Source organism: Ruegeria sp. CDSB114 (assembly GCF_059611025.1).
The window spans coordinates 80,371-98,130 of sequence record NZ_JBXWOT010000010.1 but is presented as its reverse complement, the minus strand read 5'-3'; the positions used below and the strand labels follow the sequence as shown (position 1 = coordinate 98,130).

The following is a 17,760-nucleotide window of genomic DNA, read 5'->3' as shown; positions in this document are numbered from 1 at the left end:
AGAGTGCGGGCGGATAGCTTGCCACTAGATGTTAGAAACAGCGCAGCCAATCTGGCAAGAAAAACCGCGCTTCTGATGTATCATTTCATTGGTCCGATCCTTGTGTTTCATATGGTTTCGATGTTCATCACCTTGAAACTAAAAGGTTTTGTAGCATGTTTCACCCTCAGAGTCCGAAGCACCTTATGGATTTCCCGAACAATCAACGCCTGTTTTTTTGGCAATCCGAACCTACGGTTCAGGCTTTTGTACCACCACTGGCTGCGATAGCGTGGGCGGCATGAGCAGCACTCCACGATTCATCCACCTCCGCGTTCACACCGAATATTCCCTGCTGGAAGGCGCCGTGCGGCTGAAAAAGCTGCCTGGTCTGTGTGAAAAGCTTGAGATGCCCGCCGTCGCCGTCACGGACACCAACAGCATGTTCTCTGCGTTGGAGTTTTCGGTCACCGCCAGCGGAGCGGGCGTTCAGCCGATCATGGGGTGCCAGGTCGATCTGACCTACCTGCAGGCGCAACCGGGCGAGAAAGCGAAAGCCCCCGCGCCGCTGGTGCTGCTGGCGCAGTCAGAGGCCGGGTATGAAAACCTAATGAAGCTCAGCTCTTGCCTGTATGTGGACAAGGGCGGGCAGTTGCCGCAGGTGACATTGGATGAACTGGCAGAGCGCTCGGATGGTCTGATCTGCCTGTCTGGCGGCCCTGACGGACCGGTGGGTCGCTTGTTGCAGCAAGGGCAGCGCCCAGCGGCCGAGGTCTTGGTGGATCGCCTTGCAACCATGTTCCCGGATCGTCTGTATGTCGAACTACAGCGCCATCCAGGCGAGGGTGGTCAGCCCGAGGCCGAACGTCTGACCGAGCGCGGCCATGTTGAAATGGCCTATGCCAAGAACCTGCCGCTGGTGGCTACCAACGATGTCTACTTCCCGACCACGGACATGTACGAAGCGCATGATGCGCTGATCTGTATTGCCGAGGGCGCTTATGTCGATCAGCAGGATGGCCGCCGCCGTCTGACCGCACAGCATTATTTCAAGTCGCAGCAGGAAATGGCGACCCTGTTCGCCGATCTGCCCGAAGCAATCGAAAACACGGTCGAGATCGCCAGGCGCTGTGCGTTCATGGCCTATCGCCGCGATCCGATCCTGCCGAAATTCGCCGATGACGAGGTGGCCGAGCTGCGCCGCATAGCCAATGAAGGACTGCAGAAACGTCTGGCCGTGATCCCGCATGCGGTAACCCCTGAAGAGTATCAGAAGCGGCTGGATTTCGAACTGGACATCATCGAGGGCATGGGGTTTCCGGGTTATTTCCTGATCGTTGCCGATTTCATCCAATGGTCAAAGGATCAGGACATCCCGGTTGGGCCGGGGCGGGGCTCGGGCGCGGGGTCGCTGGTGGCCTATGCGCTGACGATCACCGACCTTGATCCGTTGCGTTATTCGCTGCTGTTCGAACGTTTCCTGAACCCCGAACGGGTATCGATGCCTGACTTCGATATCGACTTCTGCATGGACCGCCGCGAAGAGGTGATCCGCTACGTGCAGCAGAAATATGGGCGCGACAAGGTTGGGCAGATCATAACTTTTGGCGCGCTGCTGTCGAAGGCCGCCGTGCGTGACATCGGGCGGGTTTTGCAGATGCCATATGGGCAGGTGGATCGCCTGTCCAAGATGATCCCGGTGGAAGGCGTCAAACCCGTCTCCATCGAGAAGGCGTTGAAAGATGAACCCCGGCTGCGGGAAGAGGCGCGTAACGAGGAGGTTGTGGACCGTCTGCTGACTTATGGCCAGCAGGTCGAGGGGCTGTTGCGAAACGCGTCGACCCACGCGGCTGGTGTGGTGATTGGCGACCGTCCGCTGGATGCGCTGGTGCCGCTGTATCAGGATCCGCGTTCCGACATGCCTGCGACCCAATTCAACATGAAATGGGTAGAACAGGCCGGTCTGGTTAAATTCGACTTTCTGGGTCTGAAAACCCTGACCGTGATCCAGAATGCGATGGATCTGATCTTCAAATCCGGGCGCGACCTGCACATCGCTGCTGATGGCACCGAGCTGTACGAAGCCGCCGAGGGGGCCGCGAACCAGATCAACGCCATCCCGCTGGATGATGAAGCGACTTACAAACTCTACTCAGCGGCCAAGACCGTAGCGGTGTTCCAGGTGGAATCCTCGGGCATGATGGATGCGCTCAAGCGGATGAAACCGGATTGTATCGAGGATATCATCGCCCTCGTCGCGCTATACCGTCCGGGCCCGATGGAGAACATCCCCAAGTTCTGCGAGGTCAAGAACAAGCTGAGCGAACGGGACACGCTGCACCCTTCCATCGACCATATCCTGGACGAAACCCAAGGCATTATCGTCTACCAGGAACAGGTTATGCAGATCGCTCAGGAAATGGCGGGCTATAGCCTTGGCGGAGCGGATTTGCTGCGCCGCGCGATGGGTAAGAAAATTCAGGAGGCGATGGATGCCGAGCGGCCTAAGTTCCTCAAAGGCGCTGCTGAGAATGACGTGGACGAGGCTAAGGCGACCGAGGTCTGGAACCTGTTGGATAAATTCGCCAACTATGGCTTCAACAAATCCCACGCTGCCGCCTATGCCGTGGTCAGCTATCAGACCGGCTGGTTGAAGGCGAACCACCCGGTCGAGTTCATGGCCGGGGTCATGAACTGCGATATCCATCTGACTGACAAGCTGGCGGTTTACTTCGAGGAAGTCCGCAAAGGGTTGGAACTGCCTTACATACCGCCCTGCGTGAACCGCTCGCAATCCACGTTTGACGTGGTGGATCAGCATCTGGTTTACGCGCTGGGCGCGTTGAAAAACGTCGGCGTTGAGGCTATGAATTTGGTAGTAGAAGGACGTGCAGGCAAACCGTTCGTCAACCTCTTCGACTTTGCCCGCCGCGTTGATCTGAAGAAGGTCGGCAAGCGGCCCTTGGAAATGCTGGCGCGTGCTGGCGCGTTTGATGAACTCGACAAGAACCGCCGCCGCGTCTTCGAAAGCCTTGATCCACTGGTGCAATATTCAGCTGCGATCCACGATCAGAAGAACTCGAACCAGGTATCGCTGTTCGGCGAGGCGGGCGACGACCTGCCCGAGCCACGCCTTTCGCCGACGCCGGACTGGTTGCCTGCCGAGCGTTTGAGCGAAGAGTTCAAGGCCATCGGATTTTACCTGTCCGGCCACCCGCTGGATGATTATATGCCTGCCCTAAAACGCAAGCAGGTACTGACACTGGATGAGGTGATGGAAAAGGCACGCTCGGGTCCGCTGATCGCCAAGATGGCCGGTGTAGTGGCTGGGCGGCAGGAACGGAAATCTGCGCGCGGAAACCGGTTTGCCTTTGCCCAACTTTCTGACCCTACAGGTGCCTATGAGGTCACACTGTTTTCCGAAACGCTGGAGAAATCCCGTGAGTTTCTGGAAACCGGTGCACAGGTGGTGCTGACCGCCGAAGCAACGATGGAGGCCGATCAACTCAAACTGCTAGGCCGGTCCGTCGGGCCGGTAGATGCGGTCGTGGCCGAGGCAGGGGCGACCGGGCTGCGCATTTTTGTTGACCAGTCGCAGGTTCTGCCCACAGTTGCCAAAGTTCTGGAAGATGCCGCTGGCGCAGCCAAGGGGGCTGCGAAAGGGCCTATCCATCTGTGCCTGCTTGATCCTGGCCTGCCGGGAGATGTCGAGATGGACCTCGGGCAGGAATTCCCGATCAACCCGCAGATCAAAGGGGCGATCAAGTCGCTGGACGGTGTGATGTCGGTCGAGGAAATCTGACCGCCCCGGAAAAGTTGCCTGATATTCGCCCGCCGGGTAGGCTGAGGACTGAAAGAGATTTTCTGGTGATGCCACAGGAGGGCAACCATATGACGATCCCACATTTCGGTTTTCGAACATTGATATTGGCCGCGTCGATGGCCTTGGTCACAGCCTCAGCAGGTGTGGCGGACAACAAGAAGAAAAAACAAACGATTGAAGGCGCGTTGATCGGGGCGGGCGTCGGTGCTTTGATTGGTGATGGCAAGGGCGCGGCAATCGGCGGCGTGGCCGGGGCCCTTATTGGACATAACTGGAAATGACTACGATGCGTTTGACCCAAATGAAAACCGCTCTCGCAAGCCTGTGCATGATCGTTCCGGGCATGGCCATCGCCGACGAAGCTGCTGAACAAATGGTTCAGGACGCATTGCCCGTCATGTATCATACCTGTGCAACGGTGGTTGAAGAGTCGGACGGTGATGAGGCCTATATCTTTGCGGTTGTCGAGAAGATGACAGCACTGTCGATCTATAACCGCCAGATAGATATCAATGATCACGCAAGCTCGGACGAGGATCAGGCGCAGCTGCGCGAAACGTTTCTTGAAGCACTGAAAGAGGGCTGTGCCGAGGACCACAACGCCCTTTTGGGCGGGGTAGTCGATAATGCGGTGAAGACGACGCTGGGCTTGTGATCGCTCAATAATGCGGCGGGCGTTCGTCTCCGAGGATGATGCCGCCTGATCCTTCTTGTGCCCGTTCACCTTCGCGGCGCATCAGCACCTCAACCCGGCGGGTCAAGTTGTCGATCTCATCCTGCTGGCGCGTGACGATTGTGTTCAGATCTTCGACCGTGCGGGTCAGATGGGCGATCTGCTCTTCCAGATGTTGCATTGGAAACTCCTGTCTCGGGCCGGTCATAACGGCACCGGCTGTGCAAGGCCAGCGAAAGCGCGCCTTGCCCCGAAACGGGCCATGGGATAGACCGCGCGCGGAACACTAACGCCCAAGGACGCCCCAAATGGCCAAGCCCAAGAAACAGCCCCGCCCCAAGGCCGTAACGCCGAAAGGGTTTCGCGACTATTTTGGCGAGGAAGTCACGCAGCGCACCGAGATGCTGCGGACTATCGCGGGTGTCTATCATCGCTATGGCTTTGATGCTTTGGAGAGCAGCGCGGTCGAAACGGTCGAAGCGCTGGGCAAGTTCCTGCCTGACGTGGATCGCCCGAACGAAGGCGTCTTTGCCTGGCAGGAATTCGATGAGAACGACAAGGGCGATTGGATGGCCCTGCGCTATGACCTGACCGCGCCATTGGCCCGCGTCTATGCGCAGCACCGCAACGATCTGCCGACACCGTATCGCCGCTATGCGATGGGTCCGGTCTGGCGCAACGAAAAGCCAGGCCCGGGGCGGTATCGTCAGTTTTATCAATGTGATGCGGATACGGTGGGTACCGCATCAATGGCGGCGGATGCCGAGATTTGCGCCATGTTGTCGGATACGCTGGAAACCGTGGGCATCCCGCGCGGTGACTATCTGGTGCGGGTGAATAATCGCAAGGTACTGAACGGCGTGATCGAGGCGATGGGTCTGGGCGAAGACGCCGCCGCCCGTGACAGCGTGCTGCGCACCATCGACAAGTTCGATAAGGTGGGCAAAGCAGGCGTGCGCGAATTGCTGACCAAGGGTCGTTTGGACGCGTCAGGTGCCTTCATCGACGGCGTGGGTCTAAGCGATGATCAGGCAGAACCGGTCATCGCCTTCCTGACCTCCAAAGCTGCAGATACCGCAGGAACGTTGGCCAATCTGCGTGCCGCCGTGGGCGACAGCCAAATCGGTGCGGATGGCATTGGCGAACTGGAACAGATCGGGACCTTGCTGGAAGCTGGCGGCTATGGCGCGGATCGGATCGAGATTGACCCATCGGTCGTGCGTGGGTTGGGCTATTACACCGGTCCGGTCTATGAGGCCGAGTTGACCTTTGATATCTTTGACGAGAAAGGCCGCAAGCGGCAGTTCGGCTCTGTCGCAGGCGGCGGGCGCTATGACGATCTGGTCAAGCGTTTCACTGGACAGGAAGTGCCAGCGACTGGTGTCTCCATTGGTGTCGACCGCCTGTTGGCTGCTCTGCGCGAAAAGGGGCGGATCAGCGCACAGGCCAAGGGACCTGTGGTTGTCACCGTGATGGATCGCGACCGCATGGCGGATTATCAGGCCATGGTGGCCGAGCTGCGCAATGCAGGTATCCGGGCCGAGGTGTATCTGGGCAACCCCAAAAATTTTGGCAATCAGCTGAAATATGCGGACAAGCGGAACTCACCCATTGCGGTCATCGAAGGTGGCGACGAAAAGGCGAATGGGATCGTGCAGATCAAGGACCTGATCCTTGGTGCAAAGATAGCCGAAAGCGCCACGCTTGAGGAATGGAAAGAACGCCCAAGCCAGTTCGAGGTTCCGCGCGGTGATCTGGTCGCCAAGGTGCGCGAAATTCTGGACAATCAGGACTGAGCCATGGCCAACCGTACTCAGATACAGACGCGCGCAGCAATGATGCGGGTGCGTTTCGAGACCGCAGGTGCCCGGGTTGTTGATCCGCCTCTGTTGCAACCGGCTGAAACGTTGCTGGGCCTCTATGGGGAAGACATTCGTGCCCGTGCTTACGTGACCTCGGATGCGTTGCATGGTGAACAAATGCTGCGCCCGGATTTCACGCTGCCGGTGGTGCAGATGCACATGTCCGACGGTGCCGAACCGGCGCGGTATACCTACTCGGGTGAGGTGTTTCGAAGGCAGGAACACGATCCGGATCGCGCGAATGAATATATCCAGGTCGGGTATGAGGTGTTTGATCGCACCGATCCGGCCAGTGCCGATGCCGAAGTGTTTTCGCTGTTTGCGCTGCAACTGCGTGGGTTGCCCCTGCGGGCGGCAACCGGGGATATCGGTATTCTGACCGCTGCTGTCCAGGGGCTGAGGACTTCCGACCGGCGCAAGGCGGCCCTGATGCGCCATCTGTGGCGGCCCCGCCGTTTTCGCGTCTTGCTGGACCGTTTCGCTGGGCGCAAGCCGGGGCCTGAAGGACGCAAGACCTTACTCGAGGCTGCTGACCCTTTGGCAACCGACGCGCCTATGATCGGCAAGCGCCGCGCCTCTGAAATTCAGGCGCGGATCGAAGCCCTGCGTGAGGATCGTGATACCCCACCGATTTCCGACAACGAACTGGCCGGGTTGGAAACCCTGCTGAACGTTCGCGAAACCATGCCCTTTGCGCTTGAACAGCTGCGCGACGTGGCGGTGGACTTGCCGCAGATCACCCCGGCACTGGACCGGCTTGAGGCGCGGATCGCAGCCTTGCAAGCGCGCGGCGTGGATGTGGGCAGGTTGGATTTCGAAGCGTCTTATGGCCGGACCTCGATGGAGTATTATGATGGGTTTGTCTTTGGTTTCTACGCCGAGGGCCGGCCGGATTTGCCGCCCATTGCCACTGGGGGGCGCTATGATGCACTGACCCGCCACTTGGGCAAAGGGGCAGAAATCCCGGCAGTTGGCGGCGTGCTGCGCCCGGACCTGATGCTGGAGATTGAGGAGGACGCGCAATGAGCTTGAAACTGGGCGTGCCTTCAAAGGGCCGGTTGATGGAAAAGACCTTTTCGTGGTTCGAAAAGCGCGGCATCACCCTGTCTCGCAGTGGGTCGGACCGCGAATATGCCGGTAAGGTGGAAGGGATCGAGGGTGTCTCGCTGATCCTGTTATCGGCGGGGGAAATTCCGCGTGAATTGGCTGCTGGTCGCATTCATCTTGGCGTCACCGGAATTGATCTGGTGCATGAAAAACTGCCGCGCTGGGAACAGCAGGTCGAAGAAGTATCTCCGCTTGGGGTTGGCAAGGCCGATCTGATCATCGCTACGCCAGCCTGCTGGGTCGACGTGGACACGCTTGATGACCTTGACGCGGCGGCGGCGGCTTTTCGCAAGACCCACGGCCACCGCCTGCGGATTGCGACCAAATACCACCGGTTGGTGCGTGAATTTCTGACAGATGCGGGCGTGGCCGATTATACGTTGGTCGACAGCCAGGGGGCGACCGAAGGCACGGTAATGAATGAAACCGCCGAAGCGATTGCCGATATCACGTCAACGGGGGAAACCCTGCGCGCCAACCACCTGAAAATTCTGACAGACGGGCTGATCCTGCAATCGCAGGCAACCCTATGGCGCAGCCGGGTGGCCAAGTATACGGACGAAGACAAGGATGTTCTGACTGAGGTGCTCGACCGTCTGGCCTGATTACAGCACGCCGATATCCGCCAGCGCGCGGTTCAGATCATCGGGCAGGGCATCGTCCTGCGCGCGGGTTTTTGGCAGATCGGCGGGGGTGTCCTCGGGATTGATATAACGCCACCCCTGAAAGGGGCGCCTCAGGGCGTTCTGGGTGCGATGAACCTCAGGATCCAGAATAATGGCGCAGCGGCGAATGCCGTCATCCCCGATCACTTCGTCCATACGTAGGATGCGCTGACGGCATTGCACAACGCCTTTGATCACCCAATAGATTGATCCGCCATTCAGAATCTCTGCCTCGCGTTTGGGCCACATGCGTGTCACGTGGCGCGGCAATCCGTCCTCGTACAGAGGCATGCGACTCTCCTGCCATGCGATCAGCGTGTCGACGCTTTCTGAACCGACGGACAGTTTTATGAGGTTTACGTACTTATCCACAGCTTTCCCACAGAGTCGTCCCAAGGCTACCTTTATATTGTAGCCTTCTGCACCGCTTCATCAAGGTGTTGTGGTGAAGGTGCGAATTGGGCTAATCTGGATACCTCTTTCAAGACAGGGAATCACCAATGAGCCGCTTTGCCGCCCCCATCGCCGAGCAGATCTGGGACATGAAATACCGCTTTAAACAGGCGGATGGAACACCCATCGACCAAACGGTTGAAGACAGCTGGCGCCGTATCGCTCGGGATCTGGCCCGCGTGGAACAGGACCCTGCTCATTGGGAAGACAAGTTCTTTGAGGCGTTGGAGAATTTCAAATATCTGCCCGCCGGACGCATCACCGCCGGTGCGGGCACTGCACGCCGGGTGACCCTGTTCAACTGTTTTGTCATGGGAACCATACCAGACAGCATGGGCGGTATTTTCGATATGTTGAAAGAGGCCGCCCTGACCATGCAGCAGGGTGGGGGGATCGGCTATGATTTCTCAACCATTCGTCCGCGTGGCGCGGATGTACACGGGGTGGCGGCGGACGCCTCGGGGCCGCTGAGCTTTATGGATGTGTGGGACGCGATGTGCCGCACGATCATGTCTGCGGGGTCGCGCCGCGGGGCGATGATGGCGACCATGCGCTGCGATCATCCCGATATCGAACAGTTCATCACCGCCAAATCCGACCCGGCCCGTCTGCGCATGTTCAACATGTCGGTTCTGGTGACAGATCCGTTCATGGAGGCGGTCAAGGCCGATGGCCCGTGGGAACTGGTGTTTGATGGCAAGGTCTATCACACCATCCAGGCCCGCGATCTATGGAACAAGATCATGCAGGCCACTTACGACTATGCCGAGCCGGGCGTGATCTTCATCGATCGGATCAATGCGGCCAACAACCTCAGCTATGTCGAGACCATCGCGGCGACGAACCCCTGCGGTGAACAGCCCCTGCCGCCGTATGGCGCCTGCCTGCTGGGCTCGATCAACCTGGCGCGTCTGGTGGCCGGACCGTTCGAGGATGCCGCACATCTGGATGAGGCCGCGCTGCAAGAGCTGGTCGCCACCGCCGTTCGCATGATGGACAATGTGGTCGACGCCTCGAAATTCCCGCTGGCCGAACAAGAGGCCGAGGCGCAAGATAAACGCCGCATCGGTCTGGGTGTCACCGGGCTGGCCGATGCACTGTTGATGCTGGGTCTACGCTATGGCTCTGACGAGGCGGCGCGTCAGACCGAGCGCTGGTTGCACGCAATCGCCCGCGCCGCGTATCTGGCGTCGGTCGATTTGGCAAAGGAAAAGGGGGCGTTTCCCTTGTTCGAAGCCGAGAAATACCTGGCCAGCGGCACAATGCTGCAGATGGATGACGACGTACGCGATGCGATCCGCGAACACGGCATCCGCAACGCGCTGCTGACGTCGATTGCCCCGACGGGGACGATTTCCCTGTATGCGGGCAATGTCTCATCAGGGATCGAACCGGTCTTTGCCTATGCGTATACGCGCAAAGTGTTGCAAAAGGATGGCTCGCGCACCGAAGAAGAGGTCGTGGATTACGCTGTCCAGATGTGGCGCGACAAGTTTGGTGATAAGGACCTGCCCGACTATTTCGTCAACGCGCAGACGCTGCCTCCGTCTGATCATGTCAAGATGCAGGCGGCGGCACAGAAATGGATCGACAGCTCGATTTCCAAGACGATCAACTGCCCCGAGGATATCAGCTTTGACGCTTTCAAAGATGTCTACATGCAGGCCTGGGATCAGGGCTGCAAAGGGTGCACGACCTATCGCCCCAACGATGTGACGGGGTCGGTTCTGACCGTATCAGAGAGTGCCGACAAAGCTCCTGGAGAAAGTGCGGATGCGCCGCACGAGGTTGATGGCGGTGATGTCATCTATATGTCCGAACCGCTGGACCGCCCACAATCACTAGAGGGGTCAACATATAAGTTGAAATGGCCCGACAGCGAGCATGCGATTTACCTGACCATCAATGACATCGTCATTGGCGGGCGCCGTCGTCCGTTTGAGGTTTTCATCAACTCCAAGAACATGGAGCATTACGCCTGGACGTTGGCGCTGACCCGCATGATCTCGGCCGTATTCCGTCGCGGCGGAGACGTGTCTTTTGTGGTTGAGGAACTCAAGGCGGTGTTCGACCCGCGTGGCGGGGCCTGGGTGAAAGGCAAATACATCCCCTCGATCCTGGCCGCGATTGGCGGAGTGATCGAGCAGCACCTGATCAATATCGGCTTCCTTGAGGGCGAAGGGATGGGGCTGAAATCCGACCCTCAGGCGCAAGTGGTCAACCTCGACGGCCCCCGCGGCAAATCCTGCCCGTCCTGCGGTCAGTTCGACATGGTGATGATCGAAGGATGCATGACCTGCCGTAGCTGCGGTCACTCTAAATGCGGGTGAGCTGAAGTAGTGGATTCTGTTGTATGTGACGTGTCACACGACATGACCTAAACGTTTCATTAGGTCATTTTGGTTGATGGAATGAGTAAACGGCCTCGGATTTCTTCTGGGGCCGTTCGCAACTCTGACAGAGACAGACGAATGAGATGGCGCTGGGCTGAAGCGGTCATTCGCTTCGGACGCCAATAGCAATTGGCAAGGGGCTCGTAGCCGCCGAATGCATCGGCAGAAATGGTGTTCTCGGCTGACTTCCGAGAGCAGGCATTCACTCCGCTTGTACGATAACTTCGTCAGCGCGGTGCTGATGTCTGGGGATGGAGAGAGGATCGGAGGGCAAATCATGCCAAGAGTCCAACTTCCCGCTGTCACTCCGAAACGAAAAGCCTGGAACAAGGGCCGGATTGTCGGCCAGAAACGGCCGCTGCTTCCGAAACAGGTTTGGGCGATCCGCGCGCGGGTCGAACTGGTGGACAACCTGCGCGATCTTGCGCTGTTCAATGTGTCGATTGATAGCAAGCTTCGCGGATGCGATCTGGTGAAACTGGCCGTCACCGACCTGGTGAGGGATGATCGCGTTCGCGAAAGGGTGTCCGTTATCTAAAGCAAAACTCGGCGACCCGTTCAGTTCGAACTCTCTGAAAACACGCGCGATACGATTACCTCTTGGATCACGTCACCGGAATTGATCCGCTGCCGTCTCATGTTTCCCAGCCGGTTTCACGACCGCTCGCATATTTCGACGCGACAGTACGGTCGAATTGTCCGCGATTGGGTGACGGCCATCGTGTTAGAGCCGAGTGGGTACGGCATGCATTCTTTGCGCCGGACAATTGCTGCGGAAATCTATCGAAAAACTGGCAATCTCCGCGCTGCCCAGCTGCTGCTAGGTCACACCAAAATCGACAGTACTGTTTGATATCTAGGCGTCGAATTTGAAGATGCTCTACCCGTTCAGGATCTGGGTCGTCATCGAAGTGCTCAACTCCGAGCGCACAGGCTCGGGCGTGTCGTTGCCGAAGGACAGGTCTGTGTACAAATAGTCGGTGAGAAAGCTCCATTTCCCGTTACTGGCGGCAAATGCTCCCATAAAGGCAAAGTCCAGATACTCAAGCGCGTCGCCAAACATGAGTACGCCCTTGATCTGCCCTGAGGGTGTATCGATTGCGGTTTTGGTCTCGGGCGCGAACAGGTAGATCGTTGCCTCGTTGTTCCAGTCAGTATTCTGAGCAGACGCGGGCCCGGATGCCGGCAACTGCCGGCACGATTGCGGTCAAGATCGTTTTCATAGGCAGTGCCTTTTGAGCTAACATTTCATTGTGTGCCGGGTGGCTTCAGAGATAGCAGAAGCTGAGCAGCTCAGCGGTCCGCTCTGAGATTCCGGATTCTGGCAAGAGCAGTCACTCGCTATCTCCTTGCAGTGCAGGTTTTCCTTCCAGCTCTGCCTGTGCGGCCAGAAGTGCGGGATGTTCCGGATTGGCTGACAGAGCTTCTGCCACAACCGCGGCGGCAGCAACGCGTCCTTGGGTTGCCGCTGTGATCCTGGCCAGCATCATCCATGCATCCAGCCGTTGCGGATCCAGCCGCACCACCTCGCGGAACGCGGATGTGGCTATGCCCATGTTGCGCATGGTCAGTGCCACACCGCCCAGTTGTAGGTGGGTTTCAGGAAAATCGAGCCGGTTTGCCATGGCATCCTGCCATTCAGCCATGGCGGCTTGCAGCTCTCTGGCGGTTCCGTTCTGGAGGCGGTTCTCCGTATCACCCAGCATCGCGCGGGCAGCGGCCATGCGCACATTGCGGGCAGGGTCGGCAAAGACAGCGGCCAGGCGCTTGCCCCTTTCCTGAAGCGGTGCAAGGCGCTGCAGAGAGGCCGCGGCAGCGCGGACAAGCGGATCCGGGTCCCGCAGCAGGTCCGTCAGCCTAGCGGCGAACAGCGGGTCGTTGGACTGCTCCAGAAGCCAGAGCGCAGTGGCCCGCACGATGCCCGGCTGGCTGGTATTCTGCGCAAGCGCTGTCAAGTCGCCGGCGGCCGCTGCCGCATCGGCACGCCCCCGCGCCAGCACCTCCCCGTAATGCCGGCCACGGTTTCTGTCGTCCGGATACCAAGCGGAAATCTGTGCAGCTGCCCAGGCTGCGTCCTGGCCGCGGTGGCAGGCGGTGCAGGCATCCGGTGCTCCCGTCACCGGCGAAAGATCCGGCCGGGGAATGCGGAAGGAGTGATCGGCGCGCCAGTCGTTGCCCATGTAGACGCGTTCTGGCATGTGGCAGGACTGGCACTTCGCTCCAGCGCTGCTTTCCGGGTGGAAGTGATGTGCAGGGCTGTCGTAGTCTGCTGCTGTGAGTGTTGGGAAGTCCGGATTGCCCGCCGGGCTGTGGCATTGGGTGCAAAGGCCGTTGCCTTCTGCCTTCAGGTCCAGACTGTGCGCGCCGTGGCAATTCAGGCAAGTCACGCCCCGAGCGTGCATCTTAGATTGCAGAAAGGAGCCGTAGACATAGACCTCGTCCTGGATCTGCCCGTCCGCGTGGTAAAGTCCTGGGCGCAAAAGTGCGAGCGTGTAGGCATCATGAAAACGCGTGCCTGGCACCGGGTTGCCGTCCAAGTTGGCTTCGCGTCTGGAATGGCACGTCGCGCATTGTTCGACTGCCTGCCGAGGATCGGCGAAATCCACAGGAAATCCATGGTTTGCGGGCGGCGGTGTCCTTGTCGTTTCCCATGTATCAGCCCAATCAACGTGGTCCTTTCCCGGTCCGTGGCAGGCCTCGCAGCCAACGCCTATTTCGACCTGGGTTGATGCATAGCTTAAACGGCGTGCGTCGTAGTTTTTGCGGAACCCGGTGGCGTGGCACTCTGCACAGCGCGCATTCCAGGTCTTGTAGGGACCCGTCCAATGCAGACCATCCAACGGAGGCAGGGTCTGGTCCGGATAAAGGTGGAACCACTTCCCCTCTTCGGTGTCCCAGACCACGTCAAAACTCTGCAGCTGCCCCGGTTCGGTCTCGAGAAGATATTGCTGCAGTGGTTCGATCCCCGCAACCGAATGCACTTGGTATTCCGCCTGCGATCCATCCTTTTCGATCACCTCGACGTAGTATTCGCCCTCCGCTCCTGTCTGAAACCGGGCGGTCATACCGTCATGGTGAAAGGCCGTTCCGCCGAAGTCACCTGCGACCGTCTCCCGCGACGGCGTTGTCCAGGCCTGAGCGTGATGCGATCCTGCCCAGCCTGCGGCACTGTCCTTATGGCAACCGGTGCAACGATCCGACCCCAAGTAGCCGTCAAGGCTCTGGGCCATCACTGGCAGACCCAGCAGCAAGAGAAGGATCAAGACTACAATCTGCATTTTCAGAGGGCCATCCGATTTTCTGGGTCGTTCATGCACAGGGATGGTGCAGGGCTTCATTCGCGGCTCGGCCAGATCCGCTCCCAATCACGGGCCATGTCGATTACCAGCCAACCGCGGCTGGCTGCTTCATCAAGTCCGCGTGCAAGCTGCCCGATATGGCTTTCACGGCCGTAAGCGTATTCGCGTTCGCTGTCAGTATGGTGCAGCAGGATGCCCAGCCGCGCACCATCGCCCGCAGTAGTCCACTCAAGCATCTGGAAGTCTCCATCGGAATTTCCCACTGCGATCACCGGCCGGCGCCCGATGCGGGCCTCGATAGCAACGGGCTTACCTGCCTTGTCGTCGATGAAGAATAAACCGGGGTCCTTCATCACCCGCGGCGGTCCGTCCCCGGCGGAATAACTGCCATTTCCGATGGATCCGATGACCTGCTCGGGCGGAATGTTATAGGCGCTTTCAGAGAACACCCGGATGAAATGCAGGCCGCCGCCTGAGGCGATGTAGGTACGGAAGCCTTCATCGCGCAGATAGGTCAATAGCTCCAGCATGGGTTGATAGACCATTTGGTCATAGGCCAGGCCTGTGCCGGAATGCCTGGCCGTGTCCAGCCAGCTGCGCACGGCGGCCTGGAACTCGTCCACCGTCAGGCCGGAGTGGGTGGTGGAGACGATTTCCAAAAGTCCCTCAGTGCCCGAGGCGGCCACTGTCTCCATGTCGCCTTCGACTGCGGCCCGCAGCACGTCAGACGTGAGCACCCCGGGATCAGCGGCGGCCATTTCTTTCAATCGGTCGATGGCAAATAGCAGTTGAAAGTAGACCGGTTGTTCTGCCCAGAGCGTGCCGTCATTGTCGAAGGTCGCAATACGCGCGGCCGGGGTGACATAATCAGGTGAATCCGGGTCCGTTATGCCTTCGACAAACGCAATGATCCGATCCTTGGTGGCCGTGTCCGTCCAAGACGGCAAAGGGTCAGCGAGCGGAGCTGATGCAAACAGAATTGTCAAAGGAACTGAAAATAGCAGAGCACGCATAGGGACAACCTCCGCAAGTGCAGGGAAAGGGATGCCGAGGCAACCGGAAAATTACGCGCCCCGATGGAATACTCCGTCGGGGCGAAGTGGGATGAGTCTACTGCGAGCCGCCCGGCTGCGACAGCTTCTCCATTACCTTGTCGAGGCTGAACGAAGCCGCCTCCTGCCGCGGTGGGTATTCTTCGAAGGTTGCCAGGAACTGCCCAACATAAGCCTGGGCCGGCACCAGCATGAAGGCATGGTCGAGCAGCCAGTCGTAATAGGTGTTCGACGTCCGGTAACCGCGTTCATAAGGGTCGCGGCGCAGGTTGAAGATCAGCGGCACGCGCAGCGGCGTCAGCGGCTCCATCCAGGCCCGGAAAGTCCCCCAGGCCTTCTGCTCGAGGAAGGTGATCTTCCAGTTGTTGAGCCGGATCGCCGCGAGGTCGCCGTCATCAGTGAAGTAGAAGATCTCATTACGCGGGCTCTTGTCCGTGTCACCCTTGAGCATCGGCAATAGGTTGTAGCCGTCGAGATGGACGCGATACTCGCGGCCTGCCATTTCCGGAACTGTGATGCCTTCGAGCAAATCGTCCTTGATGGTTTCATTGCCTGCAGCGGCCAGGAATGTTGGCAGCCAATCCATGTGATGAACGATCTCGTTCGAGATCGTTCCGGGCGCGATATTACTGGGCCAGCGGACCATAGCAGGCACCCGCCAGGCGCCTTCCCACTGGGTGTTCTTCTCGCCCCAGAACGGGGTCATCCCGGCATCCGGCCATGTGTTCATATGGACGCCGTTATCAGTGGAATAGAACACGATGGTGTTATCGGCGATGCCGAGCTCGTCAAGCTTTTCGAGGAACTTGCCGATATCCATGTCGTGTTCGATCATGCCGGCAGTGTATTCATCAGCTTTTTCCCCATTGTATAACTCATCCGCGAGCGCGCGGTTCTCTTCGCTGACGTGGGTACGGAAATGCATCCGTGTGCCGCTCCACCACAGGAACCACGGGGTGCCGGCGTTGGTCTGTTCTTCCATCCAGGCAATTGCAGCATCTGATGTCTCGTCGTCCACAATCTCCATCCGCTTCCGGGTCAGTGCCCCGGTATCCTCGATATTCTGGGTGATTTCATTTTCGCCGTAGGTCGCGGTCACGTTCAAAACACCACGCGGACCGAACCGTTCAAGGAACGTCGTGCCGTCTGCCAACACCATATCCTTCGGGTAGTCCTCGTTTTCCGGCTCTTCTTCGGCGTTCAGATGGTAGAGATTTCCGAAAAACACATCGAAACCGTGGTTCGTCGGAAGGTGTTCATCCCGGTCTCCCAGATGGTTCTTGCCGAATTGACCGGTGGCATAGCCTTCGGCTTTGAGGAGGCCAGCAATGGTGGGATCTTCGATCTGCATACCTTCCTTGGCACCGGGCAGGCCGACCTTGGAAAGGCCGGTACGGAAGACTGACTGGCCCATGATAAAGGATGACCGGCCAGCCGTGCAGGATTGTTCACCGTAGTAGTCGGTGAAGATCATACCTTCTCTGGCAACCCTGTCGATATTCGGCGTTTGATAACCCATCAGCCCCATTGTGTATGCGGAGATATTGGACTGGCCGATGTCGTCGCCCCAAATGACGAGAACGTTCGGCTTGCCGCCCGCGCTGCCTTCCTGGGCAAGCGCCGGCGCAATCCCAATGCTTAAAATCAGGAACCCGGCCGCGACGGCCCTGTTCAAATACGAAACTGGCATAATCGGTCACTCCCTCACATTCGCTAACAGTGAAACTTGAGTTGGTCGCAGACAAGCACCAAGCGAGAGGCTTTGCTCGCCTTTGTCCGCCCGTAGAACATTTCGAGTGGGATCAACTATCCATAAGTTGAATGTATGGCGCAACACTTTCTTTTTTTGGGCAATCTTTCGGTTGTCGGCCATTGTGTCTAGGCCGTTGCGGACCGGCAGTCATCAGGAACTGCCATGGCCTGCAAGCGGAGTCCTTGGCGCACAAGCCGGAGGCCCACGCGCACAGCAGGCTTTCCGGGATGAAAGTCAGGACACAGACCCGGCCTTTGTGGATGAGCTCCGCGAAGCGGCGCAGGCGGTTTCACTAGGCTTCCGTCTCGGCTTCTATGGCGATCCGGTGCAGAAAATTTACATGCAAGGTGCCGGACAAATTCTGCCTGAAGAGGGATGGGAGATGTCTGACGTCAGCGCCAACCCGACGTTGACGTATTACAATATCATCGATTGCTGCGTTTGCTTCGATGGCCGCTATGAGCCGATTGTGTTGAAAAACTCGAGTATCTGACGGCTGCATTTTTCCGCCAGAATCCGTTACGGCGGCTAAATTGAAACCCTGTGCTTGGTAGGGGCCCTGAGAGCCGCGGACATTGTCAACGCGAATTCCCCCTCGACGAATTCTCGGAAAGGCCTCCTGCAGGCAAGTATTTCACCCATCTTCACGAAAATCGGAGTTTTTCAACACGATCAGCCCAGTCTGCACTAAGGTGAGATGC

General features: G+C 58.5%; 14 protein-coding genes and 1 pseudogene. 9 read left to right on the top strand and 6 right to left on the bottom strand.

All coding sequences use genetic code 11. The features are described from left to right. Positions 1-280 precede the first annotated feature (280 nt). The 3 genes from dnaE to AC2FIP_RS17655 all read left to right on the top strand — a co-directional run bounded on the left by dnaE (position 281) and on the right by AC2FIP_RS17655 (position 4,457). Positions 281-3,781 carry a DNA polymerase III subunit alpha gene (dnaE, locus tag AC2FIP_RS17665; RefSeq protein WP_496709676.1) on the top strand — a complete coding sequence of 1,167 codons (3,501 nt, stop codon included), beginning with the start codon at positions 281-283 and terminating at the stop codon, positions 3,779-3,781. Between the two features lie 89 nt (positions 3,782-3,870). Then, the gene (locus tag AC2FIP_RS17660) at positions 3,871-4,083 is read left to right on the top strand and encodes a YMGG-like glycine zipper-containing protein (protein ID WP_282022354.1); all 213 of its coding nucleotides are present in this window, start codon (positions 3,871-3,873) and stop codon (positions 4,081-4,083) included. A gap of 5 nt (positions 4,084-4,088) precedes the next feature. After that, positions 4,089-4,457: a hypothetical protein gene (locus tag AC2FIP_RS17655; RefSeq protein WP_282022355.1), complete on the top strand. Its 369-nt coding sequence runs from the start codon at positions 4,089-4,091 to the stop codon at positions 4,455-4,457. A 4-nt stretch (positions 4,458-4,461) separates the two neighbouring features. Here the strand turns inward: AC2FIP_RS17655 and AC2FIP_RS17650 are convergent, their stop codons facing one another. Continuing rightward, positions 4,462-4,656, bottom strand: a complete 195-nt coding sequence (locus tag AC2FIP_RS17650) for a SlyX family protein (protein WP_142638896.1) — start codon at positions 4,654-4,656, stop codon at positions 4,462-4,464. A gap of 127 nt (positions 4,657-4,783) precedes the next feature. On the opposite strand from AC2FIP_RS17650, the gene hisS reads away from it, so the two are divergent. The 3 genes from hisS to hisG are packed head-to-tail and all read left to right on the top strand — an operon-like array spanning position 4,784 to position 8,049. Beyond that, the gene (hisS, locus tag AC2FIP_RS17645) at positions 4,784-6,271 is read left to right on the top strand and encodes a histidine--tRNA ligase (protein ID WP_496787498.1); all 1,488 of its coding nucleotides are present in this window, start codon (positions 4,784-4,786) and stop codon (positions 6,269-6,271) included. A 3-nt stretch (positions 6,272-6,274) separates the two neighbouring features. After that, on the top strand, positions 6,275-7,363 hold the full coding sequence (locus AC2FIP_RS17640; protein ID WP_496787496.1) for an ATP phosphoribosyltransferase regulatory subunit: 1,089 nt from the start codon (positions 6,275-6,277) through the stop codon (positions 7,361-7,363). Further along, on the top strand, positions 7,360-8,049 hold the full coding sequence (gene hisG, locus AC2FIP_RS17635) for an ATP phosphoribosyltransferase (protein ID WP_496787495.1): 690 nt from the start codon (positions 7,360-7,362) through the stop codon (positions 8,047-8,049). Before AC2FIP_RS17640 ends, hisG begins: the two co-directional genes overlap by 4 nt. Here the strand turns inward: hisG and AC2FIP_RS17630 are convergent, their stop codons facing one another. Further along, positions 8,050-8,481, bottom strand: coding sequence for a DUF1489 family protein (locus AC2FIP_RS17630; RefSeq protein WP_496787494.1), 432 nt, complete (start codon positions 8,479-8,481; stop codon positions 8,050-8,052). Positions 8,482-8,609: 128 nt separating this feature from the next. Between AC2FIP_RS17630 and AC2FIP_RS17625 the strand changes: the two genes are divergently transcribed. Further along, positions 8,610-10,892: an adenosylcobalamin-dependent ribonucleoside-diphosphate reductase gene (locus AC2FIP_RS17625; protein WP_496787493.1), complete on the top strand. Its 2,283-nt coding sequence runs from the start codon at positions 8,610-8,612 to the stop codon at positions 10,890-10,892. 340 nt (positions 10,893-11,232) lie between these two features. Then, positions 11,233-11,808, top strand: a pseudogene (locus tag AC2FIP_RS17620) (tyrosine-type recombinase/integrase). Positions 11,809-11,835: 27 nt separating this feature from the next. Here the strand turns inward: AC2FIP_RS17620 and AC2FIP_RS17615 are convergent. The 4 genes from AC2FIP_RS17615 to AC2FIP_RS17600 form a co-directional block, all read right to left on the bottom strand. Further along, entirely contained in the window at positions 11,836-12,144 is a 309-nt protein-coding gene (locus AC2FIP_RS17615; RefSeq protein ID WP_496787492.1) for a hypothetical protein, read from the bottom strand. Positions 12,145-12,289: 145 nt separating this feature from the next. Next, on the bottom strand, positions 12,290-14,233 hold the full coding sequence (locus tag AC2FIP_RS17610) for a multiheme c-type cytochrome (RefSeq protein WP_496787490.1): 1,944 nt from the start codon (positions 14,231-14,233) through the stop codon (positions 12,290-12,292). A gap of 56 nt (positions 14,234-14,289) precedes the next feature. Then, positions 14,290-15,267 (bottom strand): HAD family hydrolase, encoded by a 978-nt coding sequence (locus AC2FIP_RS17605; protein ID WP_496692290.1) that lies wholly within the window; start codon positions 15,265-15,267, stop codon positions 14,290-14,292. Positions 15,268-15,364: 97 nt separating this feature from the next. Then, positions 15,365-16,996 carry an arylsulfatase gene (locus AC2FIP_RS17600; RefSeq protein ID WP_496696853.1) on the bottom strand — a complete coding sequence of 544 codons (1,632 nt, stop codon included), beginning with the start codon at positions 16,994-16,996 and terminating at the stop codon, positions 15,365-15,367. A gap of 319 nt (positions 16,997-17,315) precedes the next feature. On the opposite strand from AC2FIP_RS17600, the gene AC2FIP_RS17595 reads away from it, so the two are divergent. Beyond that, a complete protein-coding gene (locus tag AC2FIP_RS17595) occupies positions 17,316-17,552 on the top strand; it encodes a hypothetical protein (protein WP_496787489.1) in 237 nt (78 codons plus the stop codon). Positions 17,553-17,760: the final 208 nt, after the last annotated feature.

Bases quoted from the DNA above. Each gene is read 5' to 3' on its own strand.
- AC2FIP_RS17605 (WP_496692290.1), bottom strand. From the start codon at position 15,267: ATGCGTGCTCTGCTATTTTCAGTTCCTTTGACAATTCTGTTTGCATCA.
- AC2FIP_RS17625 (WP_496787493.1), top strand. From the start codon at position 8,610: ATGAGCCGCTTTGCCGCCCCCATCGCCGAGCAGATCTGGGACATGAAA.
- AC2FIP_RS17610 (WP_496787490.1), bottom strand. From the start codon at position 14,233: ATGCAGATTGTAGTCTTGATCCTTCTCTTGCTGCTGGGTCTGCCAGTG.
- hisS (WP_496787498.1), top strand. From the start codon at position 4,784: ATGGCCAAGCCCAAGAAACAGCCCCGCCCCAAGGCCGTAACGCCGAAA.
- AC2FIP_RS17660 (WP_282022354.1), top strand. From the start codon at position 3,871: ATGACGATCCCACATTTCGGTTTTCGAACATTGATATTGGCCGCGTCG.
- hisG (WP_496787495.1), top strand. From the start codon at position 7,360: ATGAGCTTGAAACTGGGCGTGCCTTCAAAGGGCCGGTTGATGGAAAAG.
- AC2FIP_RS17650 (WP_142638896.1), bottom strand. From the start codon at position 4,656: ATGCAACATCTGGAAGAGCAGATCGCCCATCTGACCCGCACGGTCGAA.
- dnaE (WP_496709676.1), top strand. From the start codon at position 281: ATGAGCAGCACTCCACGATTCATCCACCTCCGCGTTCACACCGAATAT.
- AC2FIP_RS17600 (WP_496696853.1), bottom strand. From the start codon at position 16,996: ATGCCAGTTTCGTATTTGAACAGGGCCGTCGCGGCCGGGTTCCTGATT.
- AC2FIP_RS17655 (WP_282022355.1), top strand. From the start codon at position 4,089: ATGCGTTTGACCCAAATGAAAACCGCTCTCGCAAGCCTGTGCATGATC.
- AC2FIP_RS17640 (WP_496787496.1), top strand. From the start codon at position 6,275: ATGGCCAACCGTACTCAGATACAGACGCGCGCAGCAATGATGCGGGTG.